Below are 16,869 nucleotides of genomic sequence, written 5' to 3'. Positions count from 1 at the left end.
CGCGCGCCACGGCCGTCGGACTTGATGCGCACGTGCATCGAAATCGTTATCAAACAGCAATTTGAGTGCGTATGAGGCGCCGAGCACCGGCATCTTTGGACCAGGCACGGGAATCTACGGCCCTGCTGCGCAGCACGGCATACAAGCCGTCGACGGCCATGGCGGACCTGGCTGGTTGAGAGAATCCAGCAGCGGACGTCGAACTGCCATCGACCGTCGAGGCGACCGTGATACGAATGAACGCTGCTAGAACCTCGGGCGCCCCGAAAATCGTCTGCTCGTCGAAGGACCTCTACGGGTCACCGACGAAAGCAGATGCCCCACCTCTTTCCTTAATTCCTCAGCCACTTTGCCATCTTACTACTGGCGATCATCACCTCATATTCGCGTCAATAGTCCGCATTGCAGCGAGGACATTCCCGAGCGAGGCCCATGATTCCAACGTCTTGTAGGCTCTCGTAGGATTCCGGGACCGCCAGTCGAATTCAGGCGTTGCTCCTGCCCCATTGCACACAGCCAACAAAGGATTGCGCCGGTGAACGACGCGGTTGTAGGAAGCCCCTAGTTTCACACGCGTGGAGCACCGGAATGACTACTGGTTAGCAATGGAGAATGGCTCTGTCTGCAAGTCGGCAGCCGACGCCTTTCTTCTATTTCGAGCCGGTGCACGCAAGTGTCGCCCCTGCTCCGTCCTCCATTTGGCGCGCGAGATGACTCTGATATGCGCGCCGCGCACGATCTGGCTCTCGCTCTGTGTCCATATGCAAGACCGGTCGAGCAACTTCGCGCCAGTCCGCCCCTCACCCTCCGCTTGCAGAAGCCGAATATACGTGATGACATGCTGTTCGTCATAGGCCGCAAGCGCCGGCCATTCGGCGCACTGTCCGCCATTTCTGGATCGAGGGATGGCTACAGCATTACACCCGGTTTGAAATGCGAAGAATCTACGCGATGGTCTGGTCGCAACCTAGACCCGCGTTGTCCGGTAGAATTGCGGATTTCTTTTGAATCCGTTCGGTAAGGTACGCCACCAAGATCGGCCGCGCATGGCATCACCACCATTAGTACATTTGGATGCGATTGGATCCTAGAACGATCGTTCCGGCTCAGTTCCCCTATCGCCATGGATATCAAAGAGATTATGGCCCTCAGCCTGCGTCGGAAACGCCACGATCTACAAATGACGGAGGAGGAACTGGCCGAGCGCGCGGGTTTAAGCGCCCGTTACGTCGGCGTAATCGAACGCGGCGATGTATCAGCAAGCGTCATGGTGCTCGGGCAAATTGCTGAAGCATTGGGAGTCGAACCCGGGGACCTGCTCAAAAAGGCACGCCGCTTAGCAAATCGTAAGCCGCCTGAAGCCTGCCGCGAAGGGCCCCGCCCGGCGTACCGGACGGGGCTTGGTCAGGCGCTCTCACTCACTCTTGCGAGGCCGGGACCAGAGCAGCGTGTAGCCTTCGCCGCTTTCGTCATCGAACAGGTTCGCGTAGATCGGCGCGTTGAAGGAGGGATCGTCGAGCTTGAGCGAAAGGTAGTCGCGGCCTTCCTCGGAGCGCTTCGACCAGGCTGCCCCGATCTCGGCTCGGCCCACATAGACGCGGTGGCTCGGCGCATTGTCGTTTGAGCGGTTGGCGTCGGTGACGATGCGGACGCCCTTGGCCTGCAAGCTCAGGGTGATAATCTCGCCCTGGAAATCGTTGCCGACCTTCTTGAAAGAACCGATGTTAGCCATGTCACTTCTCCTGTTGGGTTTCGAGCCCGCGACCACCGCGGCCTCGATGGCGACCTGAAGGCCGGGGACGATCGGCGACGCACCTCGCTTTGAGGGCCGTAGCGCAGCGGAGGACGCCTTGGTTGAGACTTTCTTGTCTCGCGAGGAATGGGCGCAAGCCCAGGGGAAGAAAGTCTCAATCCACGGCGTTGCGGCTCAGACGATCGAGGCGAAGCCGGTCTCGGCCAGACCGAGCCATCAACGAGGCCACGTGAGTCCGCGTGCTGAACCGCAATGCAGAGATGACGTTGCGTATCCCGGTTCTCCTGAACAAGAGGTCGCAATGATTGGGCGTAGAAAGAGAAGAAATCGGCTGCAAAGGGCGGTGTCGTCTCTAAACAACTAATCAAGGAGCCGTCGGCCGCCCCAATGGGTGCCCGATGATGCGGATGGCCTTGTTGAATACGAACGGGAAGTGCGGCAACTATCTCTCGCACAAGCTCGGCGATCGCCCTGTCGACGGGCCGATCTATGCGAGCCCTACCGGTGACGAAGGGCATAACCGGCTATCGTTTGTGCCAGCCCGTTGCAGGAGCTGGTTGCGACGGCTTGGCAGCCTGCCCATTTGGCTCGAGCGGGCAGGTTTCCGCCAATACATTCAAGCGCACCCACGCCGTGCAGCATGCGCAAACTGCACCCATGCAGGCAAAGACCTGACGCCAGGCTGGCGATGCCATGCCGATATGAGACAATGCCAGCGCTACCTGATAGCCGGCGACCCCAGCTGGGATAGAGAATGCCGCCGCGACGAGGATGCGCGATATGACGGATCGGCTGGCGGCAAGGGTAAACTGGCCAACCACAAGCATGAGCGCTCCGCTTCCGATCCCCACAAGAAGCGCGCCAAGGAGGCCGGCACCGCCGTGGAATGCGATCATCCCAACATTCAACGCGACGAAAAACGGCAAAGCATGGACCGCCAGAGCGAAAATCGCCCAGCAGAGCATGCCGATGCCAAGCGTATCGAGAACAAGCCCAAGCGCGAGCATGGTGGTGGCTCCATCCATAGGTTCATGGGTTGCGCCTTCCACCACCACCACGGCGCACACGAGATGTTGGACGCAAACGAGGCGGAGTTGCGGCAGGCACAACTCCGTCTCATGCTTCAGGCGTCATTAGGACGGCGCTCGCGAGGCACCGAACTTCCAGACGGGAATGCCGAGGCGCTTTGCCTTGTCGGCGAGATTGTCCTGGATACCCGTGCCCGGAAAGTGCATCACCCCGATCGGGAGGAGCTCCAGCATGGCATCGTTACGCTTGAACGGTGCCGCCTTGGCGTGCTTGGTCCAGTCGGGCTTGAAGGCGATCTGAGGCACCTTGCGATTGGTCGCCCATTTCGAAGCGATCAGTTCGGCGCCTTTCGGCGAGCCGCCATGAACCAGGACCATGTCGGGATGCTTGGCGCAGACCTTGTCGAGGCGATCCCAGATCAGATGGTGATCATTGAAGTCAAGCCCGCCGGTGAGTGCGATTTTTGGTCCGGGTGGTAACAGGACCTCGGTTTCTGCGCGACGCTTGGCTGCAATGAAGTCGCGGGAGTCGATCATGGCTGCGGTGAGGGTGCGATGGTTCACCAGGGATCCCGATCTGGGTCGCCAGGATGAGCCCGTATGTATCTCGAAACGCTCGATCGCCTGATCGCGGAAGAGCTCAAGGCAATGGCGCCGTTCGATCAGGGTGATGCCTTCCGCCACGAGGCGCTCGAGTTCGACCGATCGGACCTCCGAGCCGTTCTGCTCGCGCGAGCTCTTCTGCTGCGCCTGTTCGTTGTCATCGAGTTGGCGCCCAATGCGGTCTACTGCACGATGGAACAGATTGACGGTCGACCAGAGGAGATCGCCAAGGTCCGGCTCGAGTCGCGTGTCGCTCAAGGTCGCAACGAGGGCATCGAAGATGTCGGCCACGGCGCCGGTGATGAGCTTGCCCTCGGGAAGCGGCCGCGGATCGGGCTCATCGTCGAAGGGGCGATAGCCGAAAAGCTGGAGTTCAGTGAGAAAGTGATTGATCGGAGATGCAGTGGATTGCGGTTCGCTGTCGTGATGGTCGGTCATGTCTGGGATCCTTTGCCGGAACGGCCGCGCCCATCGCGGCCTTCGTGGCGATCACTCAGACGGCAGGCGGAACGGGCCAGAACCCGAAAGGGCCGGAGCGACAGCGGAGGATGGCGAAGGCCGGCTATTTTGCTTCGCGATGCAAAGCGCGCAGCTCCACATGTATATTGTGTCTCTCATCGCCGGCGCGGCGGAAAATAGCCGGGCGCAGCCATTGCCGGCCCGGTTCGCTTGCCGTCCAATCGCCCTCTAGAAGGGCCGTGGTCGCGTCCTCTTTTCCGGACTGGATTCGCAGCAGCCGGCCTAGTGGGACTGATCGAAGTACCAGGGCTATCGTGCGGGCACGTTCGAGCAGTGCAGGAAGCGGACGACGTCCTCTGGGACGAGTTGAAGATGTAAGACCGCCTGCAGGGCCTCAAGGCCGAAAACGTGAAGATCTTCGTTGAAATCGCCCAGCCGCGGCGACAACGCAATCGCTTCAACGCCGGCGGCTTCCGCTCGCTGGGTGAGCGTAGCCTGCACGGCATCTCCGGCGGCATCGGCGTCACGTGCGATATAGAGCCGACGCAGACCAGACGGTAGCATCATGGCTGAGAGGTGATTGGCCGAGAGCGCCGCTGCCATAGGCATAGTCGGCAGCACACAGCGCAATGAAAGCATGGTCTCGATCCCCTCACCGGCGGCGAGCACGTCGTCCACCGCGCCGAAGCGAACGGCGTTGCCAAGGAGGTCGCCCATGGCCCGTCGTGGCGTGTCGATGGGAGCCTTGCCGAGACGAATGCGATCAAAGCCGTCTGGATCGAGCCAGGTTCGGTGCGCCCCGGTGATCCGCCCCTCAAGGTTCGTGACGCGGGCGATCATCGCCGGCCAGGTTTCGGTCGGCGAATGCTCATCCGGCCGACAGTAGCAACGAGGGTGGAAGCGCAGGCTGCCACCATGGTGGGCAACAGCAATTCCGCGACGCTGCAAATATTTTTCGACTACCGTCCCCTCGATCGGGCTGGATATCGCAAAGAGCCGGCGGGCGGCTTCCTGCGACCCAGCCGGCGCCATCGAACGACCGAGGTTCGAGACCGGCTGCGGATCAGGACGAGGAAGCTTCAGAAACCGCCTCGCTTCCTCGGCGACCTCGCTGAAGTCTCGCAACCCCCGGCATTCGCGGATGATGTCGAGAAGGTCACCATGCTCGCCGGTCGCAGCGTCGGTCCACTTGCCGGCGGGGCCCTTAGGTGATTCCTGGAGCCGCACGAACATCGAGCGGCCGGGCGTGTTGTGGACGTCGCCGACCACCCAGTACCGCCCCGCCCGCTTGCCATTGGATAGATAGTATCGGCACACTGCCTCGGCCTCGCGCGCGAGGCGGCGTGCCAGTTCGGAAGGCGCGGGGGACATCACGCGGCCTCCCGCTCACTGACGCGCGCGACCGGGTAGGTGTCGAGCACCTTTGTCAGGATCCCGACGCCGCTTGCGTCCGTGGGCACGAACATCCGCAGCTTCCAGGATATGATTTCACCAAAGAGGCCGTAAGCGCGGAGGCGATCGCGCATCGTGTCGTCGAATCCCCACAGCTCGATGCGATTCGCGCCCATGACACGGACGCGGCGAAGCTGGAGCCCCTCTGCGAGGTCGAGGACGGTACGTCCCTCCATCACCGCAGCAAAGGCAGCATCCGGCGTTACCGTGGGCGCGTCCTCCGAGACGACGTTTGCGACCCACGCGGCTGAAACCTTGCGGCCGATGATGCGTTCGCCCGCATCGGTCTGGAGCCGATAGACGCGGGTCGATTCGTTCGGCAATCGTTTCCAGATGGGTAACAGCAAGCCGGCCACGACGTGGATCGTACTTTCCGTGAACTCAGGTACCTCGGCAAGCTCCGCCAGCCAGGCCGCGGCAAAACGTTCGCGATCCGCTTCAACCCAATGGCTCTCCGCCATCATGTTCAAGGGGACCTGGTGCTGCTCCATAGGCCGGATCAGGCGGACGCGGCGCTCGATCTCGCCATCCTCGAGCATGATGCTCGGGGCCGGAACCTGCACGGCGGCCCGGCCCGAGCGCTCGTTGATCAGCAGGACAGCATGATTGGAAAGGCGGGCAAGGGCGTTGTCCAAACCAACAGGATGGTTACGCTGGCGCTGGACGATGGTGAGCAGCCGCGTCTCGGCGCCTGTGCGCGGATGGACATAGATCATCCTCCGGCCGCTGACGACAAAGCTTTCGGCACGGAGCGTTTCCAGCCCGAGGTCATAGGTGCCGGACGCAACAGCGCCCTCGATCCGGGCGGTCAAGAGCTGCTCGAAGGCAGTGAACAGGATATTCTGCAGGACGATGGTGAGCGCTAACAACCTGTTCAGAAAGGTCGTGATCGGCGGCAGGTCATCCCTGAGCCCATTGGCATCCGTCAGCTTCAGGCCGGTCGCAGCCTCGAACTTCTCAAGCGAACATCCGTCGACCTTGCCTCGCGCTAGCAACGTGTAGAGTTGACGCAATGCGTCACGCCCGTACTGGCTTTCGAGATTGTCCTCGGGCCGGAACAGCCCTTGCCCTCCGGTCTGGCGCTGGCCGCGCGTGATGGCTCCCAATGTGTCGAGCCGGCGGGCGATGGTGCTGAGGAAACGCTTTTCGGCCTTCACGTCGGTCGCGATGGGACGAAACAGCGGCGGTTGCGCCTGATTGGTCCGGTTTGTCCGGCCGAGCCCCTGTATCGCAGCATCCGCCTTCCAGCCGGGCTCGAGCAGATAGTGGACCCGCAAGCGGCGATTTCGCGCCGACAACTCGGCATGGTAACTCCTCCCGGTGCCTCCCGCGTCGGAGAACACGAGGATGCGCTTGACGTCGTCCATGAAGGCCGAGGTTTCAGCGAGATTGGCCGAACCGGCGCGGTTTTCGACCACCAACCGGTCGCCCTTACGAATGATACGGCGCGAGCGGCCGGTCACTTCGGCGACCATGTCGGTGCCGAAGCGCTGCACGATCTGATCCAGCGCGCCAGGTACCGGAGGCAGCGAGGCGAGTTTCTCGATGAGGCGGCCGCGTCGTGCGACGGCTTCCCGGCTCTCGACCGGCTGGCCATCGCGATAGACAGGCCGAGAGCAGAGGTTACCTTCCGAGTCTGTAAAGGGCTCGTAGAGCTGGACCGGGAAGGAATGGGCGAGATAGTCGAGCACATATTCGCGCGGGGTGATGTCGACCTGGACGTCGCCCCAATCCTCGGTCGGGATCTCGGCGAGCCGGCGCTCCATCAGCGCTTCGCCAGTTGAAACAATCTGGATGACGGCGGCATGGCCGGCGTCGAGATCGCGGTCGATCGATCGGATGAGCGACGGCGTCTTCATCGAGGTCAGCAGATGACCGAAGAAGCGCTGTTTGGCGCTCTCGAAGGCGGACCGGGCCGCGGACTTCGCCTGCCCGTTCAGCGTTCCGGTTTCGCCGGTGATGTTGGCGGCCCGCATCGCCGCGTCGAGGTTGTTATGGATGATGCTGAACGCATCTGCATAGGCGTCGTAGATGCGAACCTGCTCCGGCGTAATCTGGTGTTCAACGAGCTCGTACTCGACGCCCTCATAGGACAATGAGCGGGCGGCGTAGAGTCCGAGCGCCTTGAGGTCGCGCGCCAGCACCTCCATCGCCGCGACCCCACCCTGCTCGATTGCCTCGACGAATTCGGCACGTGTGGCGAATGGAAAGTCGGCACCGCCCCAAAGGCCGAGGCGTTGGGCATAAGCGAGGTTGTGGACGGTGGTGGCGCCCGTCGCCGACACATAGACCACGCGAGCATTGGGCAAAGCGTGCTGGAGCCTCAGGCCTGCGCGCCCCTGCTGAGAGGCCGCCTGGTCGCCGCGCTCGCCCTCGCCCCCGACCGCATTCTGCATGGCATGGCTCTCGTCGAATACGATCACTCCGTCGAAGTCGGAGCCCAACCATTCAACGATCTGCCTGACACGCGAAAGCTTCTCGCCACGCTCGTCGGTGCGTAGCGTGGCATAGGTGGCAAAAAGGATGCCTTCCGAAAGCCGAATCGGCGTGCCCTGGCGAAACCGAGACAGGGGCGTGACGAGCAGTCGCTCCATGCCGAGTGCGGACCAGTCGCGCTGGGCATCTTCGATCAGCTTGTCGGATTTGCTAATCCAGACGGCCCGGCGGCGGCCCTTGAGCCAATTGTCGAGCAGGATCCCAGCGACCTGCCGTCCCTTGCCCGCACCGGTGCCATCGCCCAAGAACCAGCCGCGGCGAAAGCGGACGGCAGTCTCTGCGTCGTCGTGCGCGGCGGCCACAACATCAAAGGTCGCATCGACCGTCCAGGAGCCCGCGAGAAACTCGGAATGCGCCTCGCCGGCATAGATGATGCTCTCGATCTGTGCGTCTGACAGAACCCCATCTGGCACCAGGGTCGAATGCAGGTGCGGACGGTAAGACGGCTTCGGCGGCGCAACGGACGCCATCGCCGCCGACTGCACGAGCTTGGTCGGATGTGCACACGATCCGGGAATACGGATCGACTGCAATCCGAACTCCTCATAGAGCGCATCGGTGAGGCGGGCGCTTTCCGGCGGCGACCATTCGACGATCTTGTACGCAAGCTGCACACCTTCTGGCGCGCTCCCCGAAGTGGATGAGGGGCTGGGTGCAATGGCGCCGGCCGATCGGGAGATTGCAGGGCGCCTAATGACGTCGGCTACGACCGGCGCAGTGACGGGCAACCTCGGGGGCGCATGCTGGGTGACCCACTCGAGCAAGGCGGGGACATCGCCGGCCATGCCTTGCGAGGTGGGAAATGCCTTCGGATCGGCAGCGGGTAACTTGTCGATGACGAGCAGCCTCGTGTCCGTCTGAGTGCCGTGCTTGGCGTAGACGGCGCCGTCGATCGCGGCAGAAAACACGACCCGTCCGCGCTCCTGGAGGCGAACAAAGGCCTCTAGCCACGCCGGGTTATCCGGCGCAAGGCCCGCGCCAGCGATGGCGACGAGGCGTCCGCCATCGCGAAGACGCGCGAGCGCCGAAGCGATGTGCCGGAAGGCGGCGTCCGCCATTCGTCGATCGACATTCGCCACCGCGGAGAACGGCGGGTTCATCAGAACGACGCTCGGCACAACGCTCGCGTCGAGGTGATCATCGATCTGAGCAGCATCGAACCGCGTGACGTTAACATCCGCGAATAGATGCTCGAGCAATCCCGCCCGGCTCTCGGCCAACTCGTTCAACACCAAGTCGCCGCCGGCGAGCTCGGCAAAGATGGCGAGCAAACCGGTCCCGGCAGAGGGCTCCAGAACGCGATCGGCGGATGTAATGGCGGCTGCGGTGCATGCAACCAGCCCAAGCGGGATCGGCGTCGAGAATTGCTGAAGCGCCTGACTGTCCTCGGAACGCCGCGTGTGGGTCGGCAGACGGTTCGCGACTTTCGCCAGCATCGGCAGCATGGCGGCCGTCGAGCCAGCCCTGGCCCGTATGGCCGGTCCGAACTTACGAAGGAACAGAACGGTTGCCGCCTCGCAGACGTCATAGGCGGTCTTCCAGTTCCAGGCGCCGGCCGCGTCGGAGGCGCCGAACGCAGCCTCCATGGCGCTACGCAGAACAGCGGCATCGATGCCCCTACCGCGTTCGAACTCGGTCAGGAGCTGTCGCGCTGCCCTGACGGCGGCGGAGGTGAAAGTTGCAGCGGCGCGCAACGAAAGCGGCGCGGCGGCAGCGCCGCCGACGAGAGATTCGGTCATGGCAGGAATTCTTTCGGAGAGCAGGAAGGGGTCGAACCGCCAGGCGCTCTCCTCTGACCTGGACGGCTCAAACCCTTCCCGGCCCGCTCTCCCTCTCAGACCTCGGGCATAAAAATAGGGACCGGCGCCGCACGCCGGTCCCCCGCGCTACTGCGGGACGGCCGTGCCATCCCGCTCCTTAATTTCATTCAGCCGCGTCGAGCTGTGCGGATCATCGTCGCTGGCGTTTTCCTGATCCTCATCGTCGGCGAGGAATTCGGGCAGCCGGCCCGCTTCGCCCTCCTGCCCCACTGGCGCTGCATCGGGATCGACGAGACGCAGCGGCTCCGGCAACCAGCCTGAGCCATCCAGAAGGCGCTCGGCCTCCTTGGCCATGTCGGCCTTCTTAAGATGGTCGATCAGTTGAGCCGACGACTCGCCCTTAGCCTCCCGTACGGCCTCCAGAATGCGCGGCTTGGTGACCCGGCCGAGATAGTTGTCGACGGAGGGCTTCCACCCTGCCTGCACCATGTCTAGCCCGACCGCCCGCGCCAGCACATCAGCGCGGTCGAGACGCGTGCGGACGCCGTGTGCTGAGACGCGAGCCTGATTGTAGCGATTGGCCGGCTCATAGACGGCATTGACCGCAAAAGATGCACAGTGGGCGAACAGCGATGCTTGTGCACCACCATCGAGAGCCGTTAGCGCATCCCAAAGATCGTTCTCCCTCTTCGGCAACCGCGCCTTCCAGGCCTCGTGCCGCGCCTCGACAGCCTTGGCGGAGGCGCTTTCCCTCAGCCCCGGAGCTTGGGCAGGAAAGTTCGGCGTGCGAAGGCCGATCTCTAGACAGCTTCCGGATGACGCGAACCGGTAAAAGGCCGTCAGCACGAAGTTGTGCAGCACCGCCTGGAACGCGATCGCAGGATTTTCTGCCAGCGCGTCGCGCAATGCCAACGTGCGATGCGCCGTCAGCTCGGTGATCAACCGATCCGGCAGAGGCCTGGCCGCGTCGTCATCTTGTTCTTCGGCATAAGGCGCACTACCCGCGACTGCGATGACCGTGCGCTGGACTGAAGTGCTGGGCTCCTTCCCTTCGTTCGACGACGGATCGGCGGCCTGCGCGATATCAGGATCGGTTGCCGGCACTTCGTCCTCAGGCCGGACGTAACCACGATACACGCAGAGCCGTCCTTCGGAATCGATGCTGATGAAGACACCAGCCCGGGCGATCTCCGCCGGATCGTAAAGCATCGGCCGGTTCTCGAACGCCGCCAGCGCCGACTCGATTTCGCCGAGGCGCTGATCGACTTCTTCGGGCAATTCGTCGGCATCCTGGTATTCGGTTTCAAGCTTGGCTTGCTCGGTGTTCAGGGCATCGATGGTGGCCCGCTCCCCAGGCGAGAGATCGACAGATTTTCCTTCGATTTTCCGGAGGCCTTGTGTGTGACCGTAGGAGAACTCTACGGCGACTGAGATCCACTTCCAGCCCTCGGCAGCAATCGTCTCAGCTTCGGCTTTGAGTTTTTCGATCACGAGGCGGTCGAGCAACACGATATCCTGAAGCCAACCGCCGTCGTCGTGCTCGAACAGATCCCGCAGAACGCCGCCACCCGCCTGCTGATAGGCGTCGAGGCCCACGAATTGCGCCCGGCGATCGGACCCGCGCACTGTGTTCTCGGTGAGCATGCGGCGGATCTGGTATGGCTCGTCATAACCGGAACGGCTGAGGTTCTCCCAGACTTGCTCCTGGCGGGCGTGATCCGCAGTAACTGAGAACGCCATGAGCTGCTCGAGCGTCATGCCGTCTTCGGCATAGACGTCATGCAACTTCGGCGAGACCGACGCCAGGCGCAGGCGCTGCTTGACGATCGCAGGGTTCACGAAATGGCGCGCGGCAATGTCTTCCTCACTCATGCCGAGATCGCGGAGCGTCTGGAAGGCCCGAAACTGATCAAGCGGATGCAGGCCGACCCGCTCATCGTTCTCCGCCATCGAATCGTCCTCGGCAAGGCCCCCTTCGCGAACGACGCACGGCACCGCCTGCGTCCTCGACATCCGCTTTTGTTTCACCAGGAGCTCGAGAGCGCGATAGCGCCTGCCTCCCGCTGGTACCTCGAACATGCCGGTCTCGTTGCCATCAGGATCAACGACGGCCCGGACACTTAGACTTTGCAGAAGCGTACGCTGCGCGATGCTCTCGGCTAGCTGCTCGATCGAAACGCCGGCCTTGACGCGGCGAACGTTCGATTGGCTGAGCACGAGCTTGTTGAAGGGGATGTCCCTTGAAGGCGACAGCGTGATCTTTTGTACGGCTTTCGTCATTTTGGCTCTCCACGACGGGCGGCCGTGAGACTCTCTCTCGGCTTCCAACCCGTCGCGAATAGCGCCCCCTCCTCTCACTCTTGCGCGGCGACAGGAGGCCAAGCATCAAGCCGTCTCGTGATCGGCAACAGCCGAATCCAGCGACGCGTGCTCAATGGGCTCGGGAATGAAGCCGAGCAAATAGTCCGCGGCCTTGCTCGCCTGTGAGGCGGCACGCACGATAGCCCGATTGTCTTCGCGCAGGACTTCGAGCCAGGAGCCAATATAGTCGGCATGGCGCACGGTCGGGACGATCCCGAGCGACGCGCAGCTGAACGCGGAGCTCAACTCGGCGACCAGTTCTTCGAAGGCATATTTCTTGGTGCCATAGGATCCGCTAAGATCGCGGTTGAGGCGCGAGCGATGTCCGGTCGCGTGGCCGAGTTCATGCAGCGCGGTGCGGTGCCAATTGATCGGCTCGAAATAGGCCTGCGGCGGCGGGACCTGCACGAAGTCTTCGGCCGGCGCGTAGAATGCGCGATCGCCACCAATCCGAAATGTGATCCCGGTGGCCTTGATCAAAGTTTCCACGGTAGGCTCGATCAGACCTGGCGGCGGTGGCGGAGCCGCGGTCGCGATCTCGCCGGGGAGTCCGTCGCATTGGTCCGTGTTGAAAACGGTAAATCGCTTGAGAAATGGAATGGCCTGCGCTTCGTCGCCGGTCTCGGCGGCGCGCTGTTTCTCATCGCGCGGCACGAAACGGTCGGCGTAGACCACCGCGGTGCCACGCTCCCCCTTGCGCACATAGCCTCCAAGCGACAGCGCCCGCCGGAACGTGAGCCAGCTTTGACCGCTGTAACCATGCTCGATCGTGCTTCCCCAGAGCAGAAGGACGTTGATCCCGCTGTAGGACCGATCGGTCGAAGCATTTTTCGGGATGGCCAACGGCGCTTTCGCCGCGGCCGTACCCCACGGCTGAACCCAGGGGACGCGTCCGGCCTCAAGCTCGACAATGATCTTGTCGGTAATTTCGTTATAGAGGTTCGCCCGGTCTTGGCCGGCGCGCGCGCGAACAGTAGGATTTGACATCGCGGTTCTCCGCGACGGGCGCCGCGAGCCACTCTCGCAGCTTCTAACCCGTCACGAAAAACCCAGCCTGCACTCTTACTCTCAGACTCTTCGCAATCTGCCAGGCTGCAGGCCTGATCAGGCGTGCGCCAGGGGCGCATCGCCTTCGAGAGATGGCACCCGCAGGAGCGTGAGCATAGCGACGCCGAAGGCGGCACGCGGGACCGAGTGCATCGACGAGACCGGTTCAATAGCGGCACCAGGGAACGGGGCAGTGATAGCGATCGCCGCAGGCGAGCCCTTTCCCGAGAGCCCCCGGCGAGGAGCTCCAAAGCCTAGCGCGAGATGCTCCGTCAGCTCAACCACACGATGCAGGGCTGCATCGTTTATCCGAAGAAACGCAGGCATGAGCCGGAGCCCCTGCAACTCTCGCATCACTGATGGACTTTAGTCGTTCATTTCGGAAGTCCACCGCAGCTTCCTGCAGTTAAGCAACTGGTTGCTGTGTGCATGGCACGCAATGCGCTCCGTTCGGGCTTGTCTCGCATTCTGCAGGAGCCGCCAACAGCCGGCGCAGCCACTTCTGGTCTGCCTCCCGCCGGGCGTTGAAGCGATCGACGCATTTCCTGGAGCAAAGGGCCGTTCGCCACCAGTAATGGCGGATCAGCCCGAACCTTCCACCACACACCGCACAGCACCCTCGGTTTTCGGAGCTATGAGAGCTATTCTGCATTTTCGCCTCCTTTGGCGGACGCTCGTGCGGCAACATCGTGCCCGCACGTAAAGAGCGGCACCGTTTCTGCTAAATGTGGCTGCATTTTCGGGCACCGGGCGCACGAGCTCGGCTCTTTGTGCGCCCTCGTGGCGAAGCGATACGCTCGATCGCGTTGCGTCGCCCGATTAATCGGCGACTGTAGCCAGGTTTTGATCTCGAATGATGCAATGAGCAGCGCTGGAGAGACAAAATCCTGCGCAGACGCATACAATGCCTCCGTTTTTCGCCGGATACCTCCTCGGGGTAGCAGCATCCCACTGTACCCGCGAGTCCAGTTCCGGCGCGGTCGACTCAGGAGGGGCGACGTGTGATGGCCCTATTGACGTTCGCGATCCGCTCCCATCCCGACCATAGTCACGAAGGTGTGCGGCTGCTCTCCGGCACCGCCAATCTGCAGCCGTCGCGCACAGATCCCACGCCGTCCGCGAACGGGGCTGTCGATAGTATCGACAATGGGTTCGAACTGCTGCTTCTGGGCAAGCAACTGCCGGTCGCGCCGTTCGATCAAGTCGGCCGCCTCCGGGGAGAACAATTCGCGTGCGGTCCTGCCGACGATTTCGGCCCGCGACATGCCGATCATCTTCTCCGCAGCCTTGTTGACGAAGAGGTAACGCAAGGTGCGCGCGTCCTTGGCGATGATGCCTTCGTGAACGTTCTCGACAATGGTGGCCAGCAGACGCTCAGTCCTCTCCAACATCCGCTGGCCATGTCGCAGGTCGGTGACGTCCTCATGCACGGACACCCACCCGCCGCCATCCATCGGACGCTCGTAGATATTGATGGTGCGGCCGTCATTTAGCGCGATCTCGTAGGCGGTCGGCTCGCGCCGGGCGATTCGATCGAGAATCGCCGCGAGATGTTTCGCGATGTCGTCGCTGAAGAGCTCGCTCTTGATACGATGCTGCAGGATTTTCTCCAGCGTAGAGCCAGCCCTGATCGTCTCTGGCAGATTGTAGATCCGCCGATAGTTATTGTTCATCGCGACGACATTGGCCCTGCCGTCAAGCATGATGAGGCCTTGCGGCATGCTGTTGATCGCCGCCGATAACTGCCACTTCTTGGCCTGGTACTTGTCGTTGAACTGGTCGCGCCGGGTTATAGCGGCGTCGCGTTGCTGCGCCGTGTTGAACTCGAGCTGCTCCAGCTCGAGAGTCTTTTTTGCATGGCATCACGGAAGTGCTGCATGTTGCGGGCCAGATGCCCGATCTCGTCGTGCCGCATCAGATGCGGCACCTCGCTCTTGATGTCTCCTGCGGCGATCCGGTCGGTTGCTTGCGCGATATCGGAGAGCCGCCCGACCACGGAGTCGCGCATGACGAGGACGTTGATCGCGGCAAGGACCAGCGCTGCGAGTCCAAGCATGAACAGGTACCAGGCCGCATAGCGGTTCTCGTCAGCAAGCTGGTCGGCTTCGCGGGCTCGCTTATCGTAGGATCGCTGCAGTGCCTCGAGGTCAGCATTGAGCTTGCTGCGCACGGTGCGATTGGCCTCGTTATCGCCCCATTCACGAGCCGCGGCCGGACTGATCTCGAGCTCCCGCCGCACCAGTTCTTGCCGAAAGTCGATGAACTGCATCACTTGCTGTTTGAACGCCTCGAATTGCTCGAGATCGTCGGGATGCACAGTCTGCTCCCAGCGCTTCATCACGGCCGTGACCTCGCTGCTGCGCTTAACTAGCTCGCCTGCGAATTGCTTCACTTTCGCCGGTTCGGTGGACATGTAGATCCCGCGCGACTCCATCACGATCGCGCAGATCAGGGCGTTGACGCGCCCGATATTGACGGCAGCCGACGCCGAATCGATCTGCATGTGCCGATAGTTCGTCTGCAGGCGCACGCATTGGACCGACATCACCAACAGAAACATTGTGACGATCGTCAAAAATCCGGCGATGGAATAGACTTTGTCGGCCACGCTCAGGCCACCGGAGCCGCGCACAAAGCGGACAAACCTTTGCAGCGTCGTGGTCGCGGTCTGCGCCCCAAAGCCCACCGTCACTGCGTTCATGATGCACCTATCCGGTCTAGAATGGCAGAAAATTGGTCCCGCAGGGCTAGCGGAGACTTCACGGCCTCGCCTCGGTTTATCTTTCGAAGGTCCCACGCGCCAGAGCATCTCTTCGCGAAACGCTCTGAGGAGGCTGCGCTGCGGCTGCACCGGTTGATATGTCGCCCCCGCGATCAAAGTCTAAGGGCAGCCGGCGTAGGCAGGGATGATGGCCTGAACGCACAAGGCACTCCAACGGCGCGCGATAACGGCCGCTGGTCCGCTTGCAAGTGGCCGGCCTGCTGAGGCGCGCAAGTGGGCGACGTCACCTGAAAGAGCAGCCGCGATGGCGCGGGACGGCTACGACTGAGAGATAAGGTGGTGAACTATCAGACAATCGCGCTGCACGCACACAGATGACAGAATGCAAAATCTGCGACGCGCTCGGCCTTCTATTTCATTCTTCGGGACTTGGCCTTGAGGTGCCTTGGGGCCCCAAACCTACCAGGCGTGCGCCAAGGGCGCATCGCCTCAAGGCAAAATGGCACCCGGAGAGCGTGAGCATAGCGACCCGAAGGGGCACGCGGGTCCGAGTGCAGCGACGAGACCGGTTCAATAGCGGCACCCAGGAACGGGGCAGTGATAGCGATCGCCGAGAGGCGAGCCCCTTTCCCGAGTGCCCCCGGCGGGGAGCTCCGCATCTCCTAGCGCGAGGGATCGACGCCGCACGGCGGCCGAGACGCAAGGCAGCTCGGTCCACGAGAGCCCGGTGCGGCGGAAGCCGCACGCGCGAATCGGAAAAATCCGCCAGTCCGCGGATCTAGATGTCCTCGCGCGCTTGCGTCTGCGCGTCATAGATCCTGATCTGAAGCATGGGAAAGCGCTTCTTGAGTTCTTCTCCGCCTGCCCTGGCGCCGTCTCTGGTTGCAAATTCGGCCTTGAGTCGGCCATCCACTTCAAGTGCGTAACCAGAGGCCGGCAGTTTACGGGTTGCTGCAAACATTTCATTCCCATTGTGCAGTGAGGTGGTCGGGAATGATGGGTAACGTGAGTCGCCCAAACGACGCCAGACCCACCTGCCCCGGTGCGCTGATCGGTCGTCGCATCTTGTGGATTGACGTCTCGCAGTGGAGCCCTTCGAGGACGGGCATTTGTATAGCGCGACGATCTGGGTCGGAAGAGCGCGGCGATCAGGATGGCGAGTCAGTGTCGCGGCGCGATGATGATCGC

The 16,869-nt window shown here is 62.4% G+C and carries 10 protein-coding genes and 2 pseudogenes; 1 reads left to right on the top strand and 11 read right to left on the bottom strand.

The window, feature by feature from the left end; genetic code table 11:
* Positions 1-592: 592 nt before the first annotated feature.
* Positions 593-891, bottom strand: a pseudogene (locus IF809_RS29960) (DUF2285 domain-containing protein).
* A 232-nt stretch (positions 892-1,123) separates the two neighbouring features.
* On the opposite strand from IF809_RS29960, the pseudogene IF809_RS29955 reads away from it, so the two are divergent.
* A pseudogene (locus IF809_RS29955) lies at positions 1,124-1,333 on the top strand (helix-turn-helix domain-containing protein); the annotation flags it as partial.
* A gap of 81 nt (positions 1,334-1,414) precedes the next feature.
* On the opposite strand, the gene IF809_RS29950 reads toward IF809_RS29955, so the two are convergent.
* From IF809_RS29950 to IF809_RS29905, 10 genes are all read right to left on the bottom strand, one after another.
* On the bottom strand, positions 1,415-1,732 hold the full coding sequence (locus tag IF809_RS29950) for a DUF736 domain-containing protein (RefSeq protein ID WP_028152647.1): 318 nt from the start codon (positions 1,730-1,732) through the stop codon (positions 1,415-1,417).
* A 545-nt stretch (positions 1,733-2,277) separates the two neighbouring features.
* Entirely contained in the window at positions 2,278-2,760 is a 483-nt protein-coding gene (locus IF809_RS29945) for a hypothetical protein (RefSeq protein ID WP_049803133.1), read from the bottom strand.
* Positions 2,761-2,886: 126 nt separating this feature from the next.
* Entirely contained in the window at positions 2,887-3,822 is a 936-nt protein-coding gene (locus tag IF809_RS29940) for a DUF2493 domain-containing protein (protein ID WP_038936982.1), read from the bottom strand.
* A gap of 330 nt (positions 3,823-4,152) precedes the next feature.
* Positions 4,153-5,214, bottom strand: coding sequence for a DUF7146 domain-containing protein (locus tag IF809_RS29935; RefSeq protein WP_038936984.1), 1,062 nt, complete (start codon positions 5,212-5,214; stop codon positions 4,153-4,155).
* A complete protein-coding gene (locus tag IF809_RS29930; protein ID WP_038936985.1) occupies positions 5,214-9,530 on the bottom strand; it encodes a strawberry notch-like NTP hydrolase domain-containing protein in 4,317 nt (1,438 codons plus the stop codon). Before IF809_RS29930 ends, IF809_RS29935 begins: the two co-directional genes overlap by 1 nt.
* Positions 9,531-9,677: 147 nt before the next feature.
* Positions 9,678-11,831 (bottom strand): ParB/RepB/Spo0J family partition protein, encoded by a 2,154-nt coding sequence (locus IF809_RS29925; RefSeq protein WP_049801967.1) that lies wholly within the window; start codon positions 11,829-11,831, stop codon positions 9,678-9,680.
* A 105-nt stretch (positions 11,832-11,936) separates the two neighbouring features.
* Positions 11,937-12,899 carry an ArdC family protein gene (locus IF809_RS29920; RefSeq protein ID WP_038936987.1) on the bottom strand — a complete coding sequence of 321 codons (963 nt, stop codon included), beginning with the start codon at positions 12,897-12,899 and terminating at the stop codon, positions 11,937-11,939.
* 1,070 nt (positions 12,900-13,969) lie between these two features.
* On the bottom strand, positions 13,970-14,680 hold the full coding sequence (locus IF809_RS29915; RefSeq protein WP_038936989.1) for a PAS-domain containing protein: 711 nt from the start codon (positions 14,678-14,680) through the stop codon (positions 13,970-13,972).
* 68 nt (positions 14,681-14,748) lie between these two features.
* Positions 14,749-15,810 carry a HAMP domain-containing protein gene (locus IF809_RS29910; RefSeq protein ID WP_441258649.1) on the bottom strand — a complete coding sequence of 354 codons (1,062 nt, stop codon included), beginning with the start codon at positions 15,808-15,810 and terminating at the stop codon, positions 14,749-14,751.
* Between the two features lie 649 nt (positions 15,811-16,459).
* Positions 16,460-16,869 (bottom strand): hypothetical protein (locus tag IF809_RS29905; protein WP_462839361.1); only part of this gene is annotated, 410 nt, incomplete at its 5' end.

The sequence above is a fragment of the Bradyrhizobium sp. UFLA06-24 genome, assembly GCF_054967145.1.
The sequence above is the reverse complement of the archived record's forward strand: the minus strand, read 5'-3'. Positions and strand labels throughout refer to the sequence as shown.

Coding starts and splice junctions, on each gene's coding strand:
- IF809_RS29950 (WP_028152647.1), bottom strand. CDS start 1,732: ATGGCTAACATCGGTTCTTTCAAGAAGGTCGGCAACGATTTCCAGGGC.
- IF809_RS29945 (WP_049803133.1), bottom strand. CDS start 2,760: ATGCTCGCGCTTGGGCTTGTTCTCGATACGCTTGGCATCGGCATGCTC.
- IF809_RS29940 (WP_038936982.1), bottom strand. CDS start 3,822: ATGACCGACCATCACGACAGCGAACCGCAATCCACTGCATCTCCGATC.
- IF809_RS29935 (WP_038936984.1), bottom strand. CDS start 5,214: ATGTCCCCCGCGCCTTCCGAACTGGCACGCCGCCTCGCGCGCGAGGCC.
- IF809_RS29930 (WP_038936985.1), bottom strand. CDS start 9,530: ATGACCGAATCTCTCGTCGGCGGCGCTGCCGCCGCGCCGCTTTCGTTG.
- IF809_RS29925 (WP_049801967.1), bottom strand. CDS start 11,831: ATGACGAAAGCCGTACAAAAGATCACGCTGTCGCCTTCAAGGGACATC.
- IF809_RS29920 (WP_038936987.1), bottom strand. CDS start 12,899: ATGTCAAATCCTACTGTTCGCGCGCGCGCCGGCCAAGACCGGGCGAAC.
- IF809_RS29915 (WP_038936989.1), bottom strand. CDS start 14,680: ATGCCGCAAGGCCTCATCATGCTTGACGGCAGGGCCAATGTCGTCGCG.